Origin of the sequence: uncultured Jatrophihabitans sp. (assembly GCF_964244045.1) — a bacterium.
Lineage (GTDB): Bacteria > Actinomycetota > Actinomycetes > Mycobacteriales > Jatrophihabitantaceae > Jatrophihabitans.
Window position 1 is genome coordinate 67,159 of the sequence record NZ_CAXTHK010000015.1, and the last position, 16,279, is coordinate 83,437.

The 16,279-nt window shown below is 70.7% G+C and carries 14 protein-coding genes; 10 read left to right on the plus strand and 4 right to left on the minus strand.

Annotation, left to right across the window (positions count from 1 at the left end):
• The first annotated feature begins 96 nt into the window (after window positions 1–96).
• The 6 genes from ACFFC4_RS12755 (at window position 97) to ACFFC4_RS12780 (ending at window position 6,256) form a co-directional block, all read left to right on the plus strand.
• The gene (locus ACFFC4_RS12755; protein ID WP_375501394.1) at window positions 97–1,224 is read left to right on the plus strand and encodes a thiamine pyrophosphate-dependent dehydrogenase E1 component subunit alpha; all 1,128 of its coding nucleotides are present in this window, start codon (window positions 97–99) and stop codon (window positions 1,222–1,224) included.
• On the plus strand, window positions 1,221–2,192 hold the full coding sequence (locus tag ACFFC4_RS12760; RefSeq protein ID WP_375501396.1) for an alpha-ketoacid dehydrogenase subunit beta: 972 nt from the start codon (window positions 1,221–1,223) through the stop codon (window positions 2,190–2,192). The genes ACFFC4_RS12755 and ACFFC4_RS12760 overlap by 4 nt, the downstream gene beginning before the upstream one ends.
• Window positions 2,192–3,571: a dihydrolipoamide acetyltransferase family protein gene (locus tag ACFFC4_RS12765; RefSeq protein ID WP_375501398.1), complete on the plus strand. Its 1,380-nt coding sequence runs from the start codon at window positions 2,192–2,194 to the stop codon at window positions 3,569–3,571. The genes ACFFC4_RS12760 and ACFFC4_RS12765 overlap by 1 nt, the downstream gene beginning before the upstream one ends.
• A gap of 63 nt (window positions 3,572–3,634) precedes the next feature.
• Window positions 3,635–4,381, plus strand: coding sequence for a hypothetical protein (locus ACFFC4_RS12770; protein WP_375501400.1), 747 nt, complete (start codon window positions 3,635–3,637; stop codon window positions 4,379–4,381).
• A 93-nt stretch (window positions 4,382–4,474) separates the two neighbouring features.
• Window positions 4,475–5,590 (plus strand): esterase-like activity of phytase family protein, encoded by a 1,116-nt coding sequence (locus ACFFC4_RS12775; protein WP_375501402.1) that lies wholly within the window; start codon window positions 4,475–4,477, stop codon window positions 5,588–5,590.
• A 174-nt stretch (window positions 5,591–5,764) separates the two neighbouring features.
• Window positions 5,765–6,256, plus strand: coding sequence for a DUF1203 domain-containing protein (locus ACFFC4_RS12780; protein WP_375501404.1), 492 nt, complete (start codon window positions 5,765–5,767; stop codon window positions 6,254–6,256).
• 17 nt (window positions 6,257–6,273) lie between these two features.
• Here the strand turns inward: ACFFC4_RS12780 and ACFFC4_RS12785 are convergent, their stop codons facing one another.
• Window positions 6,274–8,718: an S-layer homology domain-containing protein gene (locus ACFFC4_RS12785; RefSeq protein ID WP_375501406.1), complete on the minus strand. Its 2,445-nt coding sequence runs from the start codon at window positions 8,716–8,718 to the stop codon at window positions 6,274–6,276.
• Between the two features lie 53 nt (window positions 8,719–8,771).
• On the opposite strand from ACFFC4_RS12785, the gene ACFFC4_RS12790 reads away from it, so the two are divergent.
• Window positions 8,772–10,556: a thioredoxin-like domain-containing protein gene (locus tag ACFFC4_RS12790; protein ID WP_375501408.1), complete on the plus strand. Its 1,785-nt coding sequence runs from the start codon at window positions 8,772–8,774 to the stop codon at window positions 10,554–10,556.
• Window positions 10,557–10,562: 6 nt separating this feature from the next.
• On the opposite strand, the gene ACFFC4_RS12795 is transcribed toward ACFFC4_RS12790, so the two are convergent.
• Window positions 10,563–12,743: a SpoIIE family protein phosphatase gene (locus tag ACFFC4_RS12795; protein WP_375501410.1), complete on the minus strand. Its 2,181-nt coding sequence runs from the start codon at window positions 12,741–12,743 to the stop codon at window positions 10,563–10,565.
• 69 nt (window positions 12,744–12,812) lie between these two features.
• On the opposite strand from ACFFC4_RS12795, the gene ACFFC4_RS12800 reads away from it, so the two are divergent.
• The 3 genes from ACFFC4_RS12800 to ACFFC4_RS12810 are packed head-to-tail and all read left to right on the plus strand — an operon-like array spanning window position 12,813 to window position 14,439.
• Window positions 12,813–13,589, plus strand: a complete 777-nt coding sequence (locus ACFFC4_RS12800) for an LLM class F420-dependent oxidoreductase (RefSeq protein ID WP_375501412.1) — start codon at window positions 12,813–12,815, stop codon at window positions 13,587–13,589.
• A gap of 2 nt (window positions 13,590–13,591) precedes the next feature.
• On the plus strand, window positions 13,592–14,173 hold the full coding sequence (locus ACFFC4_RS12805; protein ID WP_375501414.1) for a peroxidase-related enzyme: 582 nt from the start codon (window positions 13,592–13,594) through the stop codon (window positions 14,171–14,173).
• A 29-nt stretch (window positions 14,174–14,202) separates the two neighbouring features.
• Window positions 14,203–14,439: a DUF2630 family protein gene (locus tag ACFFC4_RS12810; RefSeq protein ID WP_375501416.1), complete on the plus strand. Its 237-nt coding sequence runs from the start codon at window positions 14,203–14,205 to the stop codon at window positions 14,437–14,439.
• Between the two features lie 88 nt (window positions 14,440–14,527).
• On the opposite strand, the gene ACFFC4_RS12815 is transcribed toward ACFFC4_RS12810, so the two are convergent.
• Together ACFFC4_RS12815 and ACFFC4_RS12820 are read right to left on the minus strand one after the other, a co-directional pair.
• On the minus strand, window positions 14,528–15,343 hold the full coding sequence (locus ACFFC4_RS12815; protein WP_375501418.1) for an ABC transporter permease: 816 nt from the start codon (window positions 15,341–15,343) through the stop codon (window positions 14,528–14,530).
• On the minus strand, window positions 15,336–16,277 hold the full coding sequence (locus tag ACFFC4_RS12820) for an ATP-binding cassette domain-containing protein (protein ID WP_375501419.1): 942 nt from the start codon (window positions 16,275–16,277) through the stop codon (window positions 15,336–15,338). The genes ACFFC4_RS12815 and ACFFC4_RS12820 overlap by 8 nt, the downstream gene beginning before the upstream one ends.
• Window positions 16,278–16,279: the final 2 nt, after the last annotated feature.

The window sequence follows — 16,279 nt, forward strand, 5'->3', positions numbered from 1 at the left end:
CCGGTGCGCCACCCCTGTACCAACGGACCACCTACGCGACTGAGCTCGTCCGTGCGGCCACCCCGCCCGGCGTTCACGCAAGGAGAGGTGCCGCGCATGTCCGAACCCGAATCACCCGAACACCTGCTGGCCGTCAATCCGGAGCCGGATCTCGTCCAGCTGCTGACGCCCGAGGGCCAGCGCGTCGAGCACCCGGACTACCCGCTGTCGATCACCGACGACGAGATCGGCGCGCTCTACCGCGACCTCGTCCTCGTGCGGCGCATCGACTCCGAGGCCATCGCGCTGCAGCGTCAGGGCGAGCTCGGCCTGTGGGCCAGCCTGCTGGGCCAGGAGGCCGCGCAGATCGGCGCCGGCCGGGCGCTGCGCGCCCAGGACATGGCCTTCCCGACCTACCGCGAGCACGGCGTCGCGTGGTGCAAGGACGTCGACCCGCTGACCCTGCTCGGCCTGTTCCGGGGCACGAACCTCGGCGGCTGGGACCCGCTGGCCAACAACTTCGGCCTGTACACGATCGTCATCGGCGCGCAGACGCTGCACGCCACGGGCTACGCCATGGGCGTGGTCCGCGACGGCGCGGTCGGCACCGGCAACCCCGACCGCGACACCGCCGTCCTCGCCTTCTTCGGCGACGGCGCGTCCAGCCAGGGCGACGTCAACGAGGCCTTCGTCTGGGCCGGCGCCGGCAACCTGCCCGTCGTCTTCTTCTGCCAGAACAACCAGTGGGCCATCAGCGAACCGGTCACCACACAGAGCCGGGTGCCGCTCTACCGGCGGGCCAGCGGGTTCGGCTTCCCCGGCGTACGGGTCGACGGCAACGACGTGCTCGCCTGCCTGGCCGTCACCCGTAAAGCCCTCGACGATGCCCGCAGCGCGCAGGGCCCCACGTTCATCGAGGCCTTCACCTACCGGATGAACCCGCACACCACGAACGACGACCCGCGCCGCTACCGCCTGGGCAGCGAGGGCGAGACCTGGAAGCTCAAGGACCCGATCGAGCGGGTGCGCGCCTACCTCACCCGGGAGGCCGGCTTCGGCAAGTCCTTCTTCGACGGTCTGGAGGACGAGGGACGGGCGCTGGCCGAGCGCATCCGCGCCGGCTGCCGCACGCTGCCCGACCCGTCACCCGCGTCGGCGTTCGAGCACGTCCACGTGACCATGACCGACGACCTGCGCGAGCAGCGGGATGCCTTCGTGTCCTTCGTCAGCGAGGTCAGCGCATGACGACCATGACGATGGCCAAGGCGCTCAACGAGGGCTTGCGCAAGGCCATGGAGGCCGACCCCAAGGTCGTGATCATGGGTGAGGACGTCGGCAAGCTCGGCGGCGTCTTCCGCATCACCGACGCGCTGCAGAAGGACTTCGGCGAGGACCGCGTCATCGACACGCCCCTGGCCGAGTCGGGGATCATCGGCACCGCGGTGGGCATGGCGATCCGCGGGTACCGGCCGGTGTGCGAGATCCAGTTCGACGGGTTCGTCTTCCCCGGTTTCGACCAGATCGTCAGCCAGGTCGCCAAGTTCCACAACCGCTCGGCCGGTCAGGTCAAGATGCCGATCACGATCCGTATCCCGTCCGGCGGTGGCATCGGCGCCGTCGAGCACCACAGCGAGTCCGTCGAGACGTACTTCGCGCACACCGCAGGGCTCAAGGTCGTCGCGTGCGCCAATCCGTCCGACGCCTACTGGATGATCCAGGAGGCGATCGCCGACGACGACCCGGTGATCTTCATCGAGCCCAAGCGGCTCTACCATGCGGCCAAGGCCGAGATTGCCGACGAGCCGTTCCCGCTGTACTCGGCGCAGGTCGTGCGCCCGGGTGAGCACGTCACGCTAGCCGGCTACGGGCCGACCATGCCGACGCTGCTGGAGGCCGCAAAGACGGCGGCCGGCGAAGGGCTGGAGCTCGAGGTCATCGATCTGCGCTCGGTGTCGCCGCTCGACATCCCAACGGTCGTGACGTCGGTGCAGCGGACCGGCCGGCTGATCGTGGTGCACGAGGCGCCGCAGAGCTTCGGGGTCGGCGCCGAGCTGGCCACGCGCGTGACCGAGCAGGCGTTCCACTCCCTCGAGGCGCCGGTGCTGCGAGTGACGGGCTACGACACCCCGTACCCGCCGAGCCGCCTCGAGCACGACTGGCTGCCCAACCTCGACCGCGTGCTCGACACCGTCGACCGCATCCTGGAGTTCTGATGACCGTCGAGCAGTTCAGGCTGCCGGACCTGGGCGAGGGCCTGACCGAGGGCGACATCCTGTCATGGGCGGTCGCGGTCGGTGACACCGTCGAGGTCAACGACACCATCGCCGAGGTCGAGACGGTCAAGGCCGCCGTCGAGTTGCCGTCGCCGTACGCGGGCGTGGTCACCGCTCTGCACGCCGCGGCCGGCGAGACCGTACCGGTGGGTACGCCCATCATTTCCATCGACGTGGGCGGTACCGACGCACCTGCGGCCGCCGCAGACCTCGTCCCGGCGTTGCCGACCGCGGGCGGGGTCGACGACGAGCAGCAGCTGACGCTCGTCGGGTACGGGCCGCGCGAGGAGACCGGCCGCCGCCGGCGCCGGCGTCCCGAGGCCACGGTAGCGGCCGCGCAGGCGAGCTTCAACCTCCCGCCGGCCAGCGCGCCGCATCCCGCACCCGAGCCCGAGATCGTCGAGCCGGCGCCGGTCGACGCCGGCCGGCGCGTCCTGGCCAAGCCGCCGGTGCGCAAGCTGGCCAAGGAGCTCGGCGTCGACCTGAGCACGGTGTCGCCAACCGGGCCGCACGGCACGATCTCGCGCGCCGACGTGCACGCCGCGGGTCGAGTGGACAGTTCCGCGCCGAGTGGTCAGCTGCACGTGACCACTCGCGCCACAAGTGACCACTCGCGCGAGACGCGCGTCCCGATCAAGGGCGTCCGCAAGCACACCGCGGCGGCCATGGTCGCCTCGGCGTTCACCGCCCCGCACGTCACCGAGTTCATCACCGTCGACATCAGCGCGACGATGGAGCTGCGCGACCGGGTGGCGGCCCGTCGCGAGTTCCGCGACGTCAAGGTGTCGCCGCTGCTGTTCGTCTCCCGCGCGGTCCTGCGCGCCCTCGCCCGGACGCCCGAGCTTAACGCGACCTGGGACGACGCCGCCCAGGAGATCGTGCTCAAGCACTACGTCAATCTGGGCATCGCCGCCGCCACGGAACGCGGATTGATCGTGCCTACCATCAAGGACGCGCACGAGCTGACGCTGCTCGACCTCGCCCGCGCGATGGCCGAGCTCACCGACATCGCGCGGGCCGGCAAGACCGCCATGGCCGCGCTCACCGGCGGCACGTTCACGATCAGCAACGTCGGGGTGTTCGGGGTCGACACCGGCACGCCGATCCTCAACCCGGGCGAGTCCGGGATCCTCGCCTTCGGCGCGGTCCGCCGAACGCCGTGGGTCGTCGGCTCCGGCGACAGCGAACGCATCGAAGCGCGGTGGGTCACCCAGCTGGCCGTGTCCTTCGACCATCGGATCGTCGACGGTCAGCAGGGCTCGCAGTTCCTGGCCGACGTCGCCGATGTGCTGCACGATCCGGGGTTGGCGCTGCTCTGAACTTCCGTCGCCCCTCCGCTAGCGTGATCGACCAACGCGCGGCGGAGGGGGTGACGGCAGGGCATGAGCGACGAGCGCACCGGCGCGGGCGGCGGCGGTAGACGCCCGTACAACCGCCCGCGTCGCTATACGCTCGCCACGCCTGTCACGAGTGCCGTCGACCCGGTTGCACCCGGCCCGGCGCCGGACCCGGCCCACGAGCCGTACGCCTACTCCGGTACGTGGGAGCACTCACCTGCCTACCCGCCTGCACCCGTCTCCGCCGGCCCGTCCCGGACGCAGTCGACACGCGGTCTGCTGATCGGCGTCGCGGTCCTCGTCGTCATCGCCGCTGTGGGCCTCGTTGTGGGCCTCGTTGCGGGGCTCTCCGGCAACGACGACGCGACGCTCGTCGGTGCGTCGTCCGCGGGTCCGCCGCCTGCCGCCTCGACCAGCGCCGCCTCGACCGGCGCCTCGGCGAGCGAGGTCTGTACCCGGCTGGGCAGCACGTCGCCGTTCCGGTTCTTCGTCGCCGAGCCGCACCCGGCCGAGCGGATGCCCGCCTCCTACGTAGAGCCGCAGGCCGGGTCCAAGGTCGGCGTCTGCGTCGGGCGCTTCCGTGCGGGTGCCGGCGCGGGACGCGGCCGCTTCGCCTACCTCGCCCAGTACGAGCGGTTGCCGGCCACGAAGTACGCCCTGCGGCTGAAAACCCTCGGGTGGGTGCTCGTCCCTACCCTGCCGAACCCGACCTACCGCAACCAGCTGACCACCACCGTCACGCTCGTGCAGCAGGGCACGGCGCTCGTCACCGTGGTGGGCACCGGGAACTGAGGCGCCCTGTCGACTGCTGTTCATCCAGGCGTCGGGTAACGCCCCGCCGCGACGCGGTAGACATGGCGCTGCCGTCACCTGCCAGGAGCGCCCATGCCTCGTCGACCTGTCCGCCGATCCTTCATCGCGGTCGCCGCCGCACTCACTGCTGCGGCTGGTGCCGTGGCCCTCGCCTCAGCGCCGGCGGCCACCGCCTCGCCGCCAGGGCCTGTCCGGCCGTCGCGGGCGTGCTCGCCGTCGACGTACGCGCTGGGCTACAGCGACGCGCTGAACAAGCTGAGCTACGACGGCGCCACGCTGGGCGGGCTGTCGTCACTCGCCTACGACGCGCGGTCACGGGCGTGGGTCTCGGCGGTCGACAACCACGCGAGCGATCCGGCCCGCATCTGGTTCTTCCGCGATCTGGCCGACCCGCGGGTGGTGCGCGACCCGCTCGTGCTGCGCCGGCCCGACGGGACGCCGTACAACGGCATGGACTCCGACAACGAGGGCCTGGCCGTGCTGCCGAACGGCAACTACCTGGTCAGCTCGGAGACCGAGCCGTCCATCCGGATCTTCGGCCGCGACGGGGTGCAGCGCGCCTCCCTCCCGGTCCCGGCCCGCTTCGCCGTCACGCCGGCCGGCGAAGCCACCGCCAATGCCACGCTGGAGGGACTGTCGATCAGCCCGCGCGGCGACGAGATACTGGCCGCCATGGAGGGCCCGTTGTCGGGCGACACCAGCCCGACGGACGCCACCGAACACCGCTTCCTCGTCTACGGCGCGGGCCGGCACGGCCGCTGGACGTTGCGTAAGCAGATCGCCTATCGCACCGAAGCCGGGCAGCGGGTGCCCGAGGTTGCGCTCTACGGCGAGAACTCCTTCGTGGTCGAGGAGGCGTCGTTCGACGTCGCCACCGGCAACGAGGTCCGCCTCTACGCCGTCACCGGGCTCGACCGGGCTCGCGACGTCAGCGCCGTGCCCGACCTGGCCGCGGCCCCGGGCGTGGCAGTACCCAAGACCCTGCTGGCCGACCTCGTGCACTGCCCGACCCTCGGCGCGCCATCGCTCGAGACGCAGGCCAACCCGCTGCTCGACAACTGCGAGGGCCTGGCCGTGACCACGCCGCGGCTGCCCGGCGGGTTCCGCGGCCTGGCACTCATCAGCGACGACAACTTCAGCGCCACCCAGACGACCCGGGTGCTCAACCTGGTGGCCCGCCTGCCCTGACCGGCAGTACGACGTCGACCCGAGCGAGCGGGTCAGCGCAGCGAGAACTACCCGGGCAGCTGACGGGCACAGGTTCGGCCGTGTCTGCCATCCGCTGACGAGTTGGCGGCTCACACATCGGCGACTGGGGCGTCTACCAGGAGGAGCACCGCCCACCTCACCGAAAGGCCTCCCATGACGCTCGTGAAGCCGCAGACGCACCTGCACGTGCAGGCCATCGACACCGGTCACCTCGACCAGGTCCGCACCTCCGGCACCGACGGTCACGGCAACCGCGTCCGACCCTTCGCCGCCGCGGGCGGCGGCGGCGAACCGCTGCGCTGCTGCCTGCGCTACGCACGCGAGGGCGAGCAGATCGCGCTGATCTCGTACGCGCCGTTGGACCACCCGTCAGTATGGCGGGAGGTCGGTCCGGTCTACATACATGTCGCACCGTGCGGCGGGTACCGATCCGCCGGTCTGCCCGAGGAGCTGGCCACCGGTCCGCGGGTCCTGCGGACGTACCGTGCCGACGCAACGATGAACTACGACCACAACACCCTCGTCGCCGACGACGCGGATCTCACGCCGATCATCGAACGCCTGCTCGCTGAGCCCGACGTCGACACCGTGCACGTGCGCACTGTCGTGCCGCAGTGCTTCCTGTACTCGGTGACGACGCGGTAGAACGAGAACCCAGCCCGCTACGGCGAGGCCGTGATCACGACCGGGGACGGGACACCGTTCGAGTCACTGCGCTGGCCGACGAAGACGCAGGAGCTCGTCGCATCGCAGAACACGTGATCGGTCGCCGACCACGTCGCGGCCGCAGTCCGCAGGCGGCCGTTCTGCAGGAAGAACACCCGATCCCTGCCTGAGTTGTCGGACGCGTGCCCGCCGCAGATGCCGCTGGTCGAGCAACTGACGCTCCCGGGGGACACTCCGGAGCCGCGCAGCGACGGCGTACCGAAGCCGACGTTGCCGTCGGCGATGTTGATGATCACTGCGGGGCCAGGGTAATAAACCGCGTCCTCCGGGTTGTCGATCGTCCCCGGGGTGACCGACTCGAATGCGGCGACAGCGACGCACCGTCCACCGGAGTAGCACGACAGCCCGCCGGTCTGCAGGTCATGACTGGTGCCGCTCGACGGCGCCTGCGATGGGTGCTTGACCAAACGGAACGTCCACTCGCCGTCGCGGTAGAACATCGTCGCGGTGCTCACCGTCGTGTTGGATCTGTCGATCGTGTTACTCACCATGGTGCAGGTGGCGTCCGGCGCGCAGGCCACGGTGCCCACAAAGAACCCGTCGGGCAGCCGGGTTGCCGTCCAGGTGCCGTCGCGCAGGACCCACAGCCGCGACGTCCCTGACGCGACGCAGAATCCGGCCGCGGGGCAGATCGGGTCATTGAGGACGTCCGTGCCCAGCTGCGGGACGGTCATCGGCGTCCACCGGCTGCCGTCCCACTGTTCGACGAGTGTCTGGTCAATGGGGTACGAGCCGTGCCCCTCGAACCCGGTGGCCAGGCAGAAGGTGGGCGAGGCGCAGGAGACGGCGGTCAACCGGCCCGCGGAGAACCCGGGGTCGAGCGGTGCTACCTGCGCCGTCCACGTGCCGCCCCTGAACCGTTCGACGAGCGCCCGCGCAGACCCCCCGTTAAGGTCCGTGCCGACCGCGAAACAGGACCCCGAGGCCGGACACGAGATGCCGTTCACCTGCTGCTCCTCGCCTCCCGGCGCATTCGGCGCGTGCACCGTGGTGGTCTTCGCGCCGTACCCGGTGCCGAGCAGGACTGTGTCGACGGCGCCCTTACCGGACTGGTAGTAGCCGGCGATACCGCACCAGCGGGCCGTCGGACAGGACACGAAGTCCGTACTCGTCACCGAGCGTGCGACCTGACGAGCGGTTGCGTCCTTCGGAAGCGGGATGCGTTGTGCAGCAGACACGGTGGGGCCCACCGTGACCCGAGCGGTGGCCGCTCGGGAAGGGATGAGCTCGCTGTCGTGCGCGAACACTGCGTAGGTGTAGGTCCCGGCCGGCACAACATCGAGGAACGAGGTGACGGGGGCGACCGCGTCGACCACGAGCGTGCCGTCGGTCGCCGAACTCGGCGCCTTCGTGCCGCTTCGCCGTCGGATCGTGACGCCTGCATACGCGGCCGGCGTCGGCCGCTTCCAGCTGAGCTGGACGCCGCCCACGGCGCGACTCGCCGTCAGCGAACTCACCCCGGCCGGCGGGGTGGAGCTGCGTCCGAGTCGGGACAGCCGGTGGACGAACGCCGCCATGGCTTGCCGCTCGACGGGCTCGGCCGGCTGGAACCGCCCGTCGGGGAAGCCGGTGGTGATCTTGTGGGCGGCCAGCCACGAGACGTCCCGGCAGAACACGCTCTTCGCCGGCACGTCCTTGAAGGCCGCCGCGGCGCAGGTGCCGCGGGTGGAGCTGGGCACCTGCAGGCGGTGGAGGAACGCAGCCGTCGCCTGTCGGGACACCGCGGCACCAGGACGGAATCGCCCGTCGGCGTACCCAGTGGTGATGTTCTTCGAGACGAGCCAGGTAACGGCCGCACAGAACGGGGAGGTGGCAGGGACGTCCGGGAACGGTGCGCTGCTGCAGGTCGTCGGGGCGGCAGCGCCGTTGCGATAGCGGTAGAGCAGCGCGGCCATCGCCTGCCGGCTCACGGCGGACCCGGGGTGGAAACCGCCGTCGGCGTAACCGCCGGCGATTCCCTGAGACACCAGCCACGAGACGTCGCCGTAGAACGCTGCTGTCGGCGGGTAGTCCCGGAACGACACGTCCAACGCCGTGCTCGATGACGTCGAGCGACTAGACCCCTCGTAGTCGGCGGTCAACACGTGTGCGCCGACGGGGAGAGCCCTGACCCCGCCCGCCGGCAACGTCAGGGACGCAACACCTGCGACGAGGGACACGGAGCCGAGGGTGGTGTCGCCTTCGTGGAAGGTCACCGTGCCGGTGCCGGTGCCGAGAACCTCGGCGCGCAGGGTCACCGACCTGCCGGCCGCAACGATTCCTGTCGGCGACGTGGTCAGCGTTGTGCTCGTCGGGGCGTCCGCGAGCGCCGGCGACGCAGGCACCAACCCCAGGACGGCCAGGGTGGTTACTGCGAGCAGGGTGTGGGCCTTGCGTGTCACCAACTGCCTCCAGGCATGCTCCATGCGACCAAGCGAAGGCATACCGTACATCTGTGCGAGGACGGGTTCGGGCGCCGGAGCTGCCGCGCGAGGCGTTCTGGGTGAACACCGAGCCGCTGAGCCTGGCGGCGCTACGCGGACGATTCGTGCTGCTCGACTTCTGGACGTTCGCGTGCGCGAACTGCTGGCACGTGCTCGACGAGCTGCGTCCGGTCGAGGCGCAACTGGCTGATGTGCTCACTGTCGTCGGGGTGCACTCGCCCAAGTTCCCGCACGAGGCCGACGAGGACGCGCTGACAGCGGCAGTGGAGCGGGCCGGCATCACCCACCCGGTCGTCAATGATCCGCAATTGCACTCCTGGCGCCAGTACGCGATCAAGGCGTGGCCGACGCTCGCGCTGGTCGACCCTGAGGGTTACGTGATCGCACAGGCCGCCGGCGAGGGGCAGGCGGGCGCGCTGGCCATGGTCGTCGCCGACCGGCTGTCCGAGTACGAGGAACGCGGGACCCTGCGGCGCGGGTCGATCGGGACGCAGCTCGCCACTCCCCCGCACACCGAGCTGCGCTTCCCGACGTCTGCGATCGTGCTGCCGGCCGCCCGCACCGGCCGCGGTGTCGACACGCTGCTCGTTGCCGATGCCGGTCACCACCAGCTCGTCGAACTCACCGCCGATGGCGCCACCGTGCTGCGCCGGATCGGCACCGGAACACGCGGTGCGCCGTTCGCCGAGCCGAACGGCGTGACGCTGCTGCCGCCCGGCGCGCCCTACGACGTGCTCGTCGCCGACACCGCGAACCACGTCCTGCGCGGGGTCGACCTCACCGGCGACCGCATCACCACGATCGACCTGCCGCACCTGCTCGCGGGCAGGCACACCATCACCGGCCAGGTGCCCACGGTGCTGTCGCCCTGGGACGTCGCCTGGTGGCCGGCCGCCGAGCGCGTCGTCGTCTCCGCGTCCGGCGTCCACCTGCTCCTGGCCTACGACCCGGCCGCCGACACCGCCGAGATCCTGGCCGGTACGACCGTCGAGGGCCTGCGCGACGGGCCGGCGCTCGACGGCTGGCTCGCTCAACCGTCGGGCCTGACCGTCGACGGCGACCGCCTGTGGTTCGTCGACGCGGAGACGTCCGCCCTGCGCTACCTCACCGTCGACGGCACCCTGCACACTGCGGTCGGCGAGGGCCTGTTCGACTTCGGGCTGGTCGACGGCCCGGCGAGCAAGGCGCGCATGCAGCACCCGCTCGGGGTGCACGTCCTGCCCGACGGTGCGATCGCCGTCGCCGACACCTTCAACGGCGCCGTCCGCCGCTACGACCCGGACACCAGCGAGCTGTCGACGCTCACCACCGGGCTCGCCGAACCCAGCGGGCTGGTGACGATCGACGGCACGATTCGTGTCGTCGAGTCGGCGGCGCACCGCCTCGTCCCCCTGGTCGAGACGGACGGACCGGATGGGACGGGACGACCGCACTCCATTCGGCCCGCCACCACGCTGCGGCCCGGCCCGGTCGCACTCACCATCGCCTTCACTGCGGCCCCGGGTCGCAAGATCGACGACCGGGACGGCCCGCCCATCCGCCTCGACGTCAGCGCAACGCCGCCCGAACTGCTGCGCGCAGGCGCCGGTGCCGGCACCGAGCTCGTCCGCACGGTGCAGTTGGCCGAGATCGACGGGGTGCTGTCGGTGACGGCTCAAGTCGCGTCGTGTGACGACGACACCGCGGAGCACACCGAGCACCCGGCCTGCTACCTCAGTCGGCAGGACTGGGGCATCCCGATCCGCACCGATCAGACCGGGGACACCGAACTGCGTCTGGTCCTGTTCGGCGAGTGACCGGCTTCAGCGGATCCGGATCGCGACCACCGCGACGTCGTCGTCGTGGCGCTCGGCAGCCGCGGTGAGTTGATCCACGATCTGCGAGGGCGACGCGTCGAGCGGCAACTCGCTGGTCAGCCGCGACAGCTCGGCCAGCCCTGCGTCCAGATCGGGCTCGTCGGCGAAGCCGTCGGTCAGCCCGTCGGTGAAGCAGATCAGCACCGAGCCGGGCGCGAGGTCGATGCTCGCGTCCTTCGGCCGCTGGGTGCCTGGGGGCATCAGCTTCGAGATGCCGATCATCGGGCCGCGACCGTCCTCGAGCAGCACCACCGAGCCGCCCGGCCGGCGAAGCAGCGCGGGCGGGTGCCCGGCGCTGGAGTAATGCAGGGTGGCCCCGTTGCTGCGCAGCATCAGCGTGCCGTAGAAACAGGTCGCCATGTAGTCGAGATTGCCGCCCTCGAGCAGCTCGTCGACCGCGGTGAGCACGGTCCACGGCTCGCTGCCCGGCCAGCCGTAGCTGCGCACGATCGTCGACAGCTTGCCCATCCGCGCCGCGGAATCGTAGTTGTGGCCCATGACGTCACCGACGACGACGCCCACCCCGGTGTGTCCACGCAACTCGAAGACGTCGTACCAGTCGCCGCCGACCGCGGCTTCGTCGGCAGCGGGCACGTAGGACGCTGCGACCTCCAGCCCGCCGATCTGCGGCAGCCGCGGCAGCAGGCTGCGTTGCAGCGTAGCGGCGGTGGCCCGCTCACGCGCCCACAGCTGGGTGTTCTCGAGCATCAGCCCGGCCCGGACGGCGAGATCCTGCACGAGCGCAAGCTCGGCGTCGCCGAACGCCGGCCGGGCGTCGTCGTTCATGACGCAGACGGCGCCGAGCACGCTGTGCCGTGCGCGCAGCGGCACCGCGAGCATGCTGCACAAACCCAGCTCACGATCGATGTCGAGATGTTCGACGTCGGAGATGCCTGAGACGTGATCGGGCGCCGTGCCGGTGTCGGCGATGACCAGGCCCCTGGACTCACCACGCAACACCCGCCACACCGGGCCGTTCGTCGGCAGGGCGTCGGGCAGCTGCGTCGCCAGCTCCTGAACGAGCTCGCCGACCCGCTGATCGGAGTCCTGCCGCTCGTGCCGCAGATACGGACGCTCGAGACGGCCGGCGTCGTCGAAGGTGTAGATCGCGCACGCGGAGCCGACCCGCGAGGTGAGCACCTGGCCTAGCACCTCGACGATCTGGCCCGGACGCTGCGCGGCGGCCATCCGCGAGGTGACGTCGGCGAGCAGCCCGAGCCGATCGGCAACCAGGGCCACCTGGGCAAGCGCGTCGTCGCGGCTGCGCTGGGCGGTGACCCGGGCCGTGACGTCGGCCTGGACACCGACGAAGTGCGTGACGTCGCCCCGCGCGTCGCTTACCGGCGAAATGGACAGCTCGTTCCAGAACGTAGAGCCGTCGTGACGGTAGTTCAGCAACGTCGTGGTGATAGACAGTCCCTCGGCGATCGCCGAGCGCATGTTGTCGATGACCGCGCGGTCGGTCTCGGGCCCTTGCAGGAAACGGCAGTTGCGCCCCAGCGCCTCCTCGACGCTATATCCAGTGACGCTGCTGAACGCCGGGTTGACCCACACCAGCGGGTTGTCGGGCTGCCGCGGGTCACTGATGGTGAACGCGACCTTGGTGGCCAGAACGGCCCGTTCGCGTAGCCCGACGGCGGATTCCTGGGCGCCGGCGATCAGCTGCGCTTTGCGGGCGGGCAGGAATGCGACAAGGGCTAGTGACGAGATGGGTTCCGGTGCGTCGGTAAGCGGCAGGCCAACCACCCATAGCATCTCGCGCTCGGCAGTGACTCGCGTCGCCCGGGCCGCCGTCACCGGTTCGCCCATGATGGGTTCTCCGGCGGCAACGCGCAGGAGGGACTCTGCCCCGCCGTGGACCTGGTTGCGGCCCTCGGGCAGGTCGCCCCCGTCGACGTCCTCGAGCCCCGCGGCGACCGACCATTCGTCGACCGGCATGGGCAGCCGACGGTCCGGGACGAGCTGCGCGGCGAGGTCGTTCGCGTAGGTCACGAGCCGTTGGTCGATGTCAACGATGAGCAGCGCGGCCGTGGCCTCGTGGACGACATGGGGCAGCAGCATGGTCCCGAACTGCGGGTCATCCGCGACCGGATCAGTGGCGGCGGCGCGGGTCGTACCGTCGGTCATAGACGGTGACTTTATAGGCCGCGATGCGATCCCGACGACTGTCGCGACAGCTGCGCTAGCGTCGAGGGTATGAGTTCTTCACATGTTCGCATCGGTGTCCAGCTCCAACCCCAGCACGCCCAGTACGCGGCCATCCGGCGGGCAGTCGCCGAGGCCGAGGACATCGGCGTCGACGTCGCGTTCAACTGGGATCACTTCTACCCGCTCTACGGGCCGCCGGACGGCGAGCACTTCGAGTGCTGGACGATGCTCGGGGCCTGGGCAGAGCAGACGTCGCGCATCGAGATCGGCGCGCTCGTCACCTGCAACAGCTACCGCAATCCCGAACTGCTCGCCGACATGGCCCGCACCGTCGACCACCTGAGCGACGGTCGGCTGATCTTCGGCATCGGCTCGGGCTGGTTCCAGCGCGACTACGACGAGTACGGCTACGAGTTCGGGACGGCCGGCGGCCGCCTGAACCAGCTGGCCGAGGACCTGCCGCGCATCGAGACCCGCTGGGCCAAGCTCAATCCAGTTCCGACGCGAGACATCCCGGTGCTCATCGGCGGCGGCGGAGAGAAGAAGACGCTGCGCCTCGTGGCCAAGCACGCCCATATCTGGCACTCGTTCAGCGACCTGGAGACCTTCGTGCGCAAGCAGGAGATCCTGGCCGCGCACTGCGGTGACCTCGGCCGCGACCCGGGCGAGATCGAGCGTTCGGTGGGCGCCCCGAAGGGCGACCCGGCCGAGGTCGGACCGCCGCTCGTCGATGCCGGTGCCTCGCTATTCACGATCGGCGTCGGCGGCCCGGACTACGACCTGTCCCAGCTCAAGAGCTGGGTCGAGTGGCGGGATTCGCTGTAGGGATGGCGCGCGCCCTCTGGTTCTTCCCCGTCCCGGACGAGTCCGAGCTGCCCGAGCGACTGCAAGGCCTGTTCGCGAAGGCTCGCGAAGCTGTCGGCATCGTGCCGAACGTCTTCCGCGGCTATGCCTACCGCCCCGAGCGGTTCTCGGCCTGGTTCGCGCACTACAAGCAGCTGCACGAACCGACGGAGAACCTCGACGAGGCCGACCGCGAGATGATCGCCGTGGTGGTCAGCGCCTACAACCGCTGCACCTACTGCATCGTCTCCCACGGCCACGCGCTGCGAAAGGCGCTCGGCGGACGGCTGGAAGACGGTGTGCTGGCCGACTACCTCGCCACCAACTGGCGACACGCCGGGCTCGATCCGCGCCGCCACGCCATCTGCGCCTACGCCGAGAAGCTCACCGCCCGCCCGCACGAGCTGACCGAGGCCGACCTGCAGCGCCTGGCGGACGTCGGGCTCACCAAGCACGAGGTGTGGGACGTCGTCGAGATCGCGTCGATGTACAACTTCACCAACCGGATGGCGCTGGCGACCGGTCAGCTGCCCAACGAGGAATACCACTACCTGGACCGCGGCTGAACCCGCGTAGCCCGAGGAGAGGAAGCGTCATGCCCACCGAGAAGTCGATGCTCGAGCACATCAACGAGCTGGTCGCCGAGGAGAAGCAGCTGCGCGCGTCGTCGGAGCACACCGACGACGATCGGACGCGGCTGCGTCACCTCGAGGAGCAGCTCGACCAGTGTTGGGACATGCTGCGCCAGCGCCGTGCCAAGACCGAGTTCGACCAGCCTGCCGACGACGTCAAGGAGCGCCCGGTCGGCGAGGTCGAGGGCTACCTGCAGTAACCCCTCACCCCGCGCTTGTCCGCTGAGATGGTCGTGATCCGGTCCGCGATCGCGACCACCTCGACGGACAAGCGCATCAGCAAGCGCATCAGGAGGTGACGTCCTTGCCGCCGAAGCGGGCCCAGGCCAGCGAGGCGAAGACCGCGACGTAGGCGAGGGTCACGAGCAGGCCGGTCCGCACGCCGTCGAGCACCATCGGATCGCGCAGCAGGTCGACCCAGCGCAGCCAGTAGTGACTAGGCAGCCAGCCGTGGACGACCCCCAGCTGCGGGATCGCATCGGCGACCTCGCTGGCGATGGTGAGCGTCAGGGTCGCCGCCATGGCCGCCACCGGCACCTCGGTCATGGTCGAGACGAACAGACCCATCGCCGCCACGGCAGCGATCATGACCGCGACGTAGCCGGCCACCAGCAGCAGCCGCACCAGCCCGGCGAGGTAGGACACCGTCGTGCCCGACAGCAGCGTCACGCGTCCGGCCGGGAAGAGCACGAGCCCGGACAGCAGGCCGGTGAGCGCCACCAGCGTCACGCACGCGACGCACCACACGACGGCGGCGGCGAACTTGACGGCCAGCAGCCGGGTTCGTCCGACCGGCACCGCGAGCAGGTAGCGAAGCGTGCCGCTGCTCGCCTCGCCGGCTACGGAATCACCGGCCACGACGGCAACGACCAGGGGCAGGAACACCGGGCTGGTCACGAGGAAGCCGGCCAGCGCGGCGAACAGGCCGTTGTCGGTGATGCCGCCGAAGATCGAGCCGTCGCTGCCGGAGTGCTTCGTCGACCTCACGGACACCGCGATCAGCACCGGCACCACGCCCAGGATTGCCAGCAGCACCTGATTGCGCCGGCGACGAAAGACCAGCGCGAGCTCCGAACGCAGGAAGCGGCCGGGCAGCTCAGCCACCGGAGTCCCTGACGTCGAAGCCGGCTCCGGTGAGTCCGACGAACTGCTCCTCGAGGCTCGGCCGGGCCACCGTGAACCCCCGCACGCCGACTCCGGCCCGCACCAGGGCGGCCACGACGTCCTCGGGTGCGGTTCCGCCGAGCAGGGCCGCCGTCCCGGCGTCGTCGGAGCTCACCTCGGCCAGGCCGAGCTCGCGCAGCACGGCGACGGCGCCGACCCGGTCGGCCGTCTCGACGTGCACCCGCTGGGCCTGGCGTTCGCGCAGCCGGGCCAGCGGGCCCTGCCACACCAGCCGGCCCGCGCTCATGACGCCGATGTCGGTGCACAGTTGCTCGACCTCGCTGAGCAGGTGCGAGGACAGGAAAACGGTGACGCCGTCGCGGGCCAGCTCGTCGACGAGGTGTCGGACCTCGCGGGTGCCCTGCGGATCGAGGCCGTTGGTCGGCTCGTCGAGCACCAGCAGGTCGCGCGGGCGCAACAGCGTGGCCGCGATGCCGAGCCGCTGGCGCATGCCCAGGCTGTAGGCGCGGTAGCGCTTGCCGGCCGCGGCGCCGAGCCCGACGCGCTCGAGCGCGTTGCCCACGCGTGCTGTCGCGGTGCGTGGGTCGGCAGTGCGGTCGGCGGCGTCGAGCCGGGCGAGGTTCGCGCGACCCGAGAGGTACGGGTGGAAGGCCGGCCCCTCGACGAGCGCGCCGACCCGGTGCAGGGCGTCGGACGCGGCGTCCTCGCCCAGCACCCGATGCGTGCCGGACGTCGGAAACACCAGGCCGAGCAGCATCCGGATGGTGGTGGTCTTGCCCGAGCCGTTGGGCCCGAGGAAGCCGTACACCGAGCCGGTCGGCACGGCGAGATCGACCGAGTCGACCGCGGCCACCGACGCGAAATGCTTGGTCAGGCCCACGGTGGTGATGGCCGACTCGCCCGCCACCGGCACAG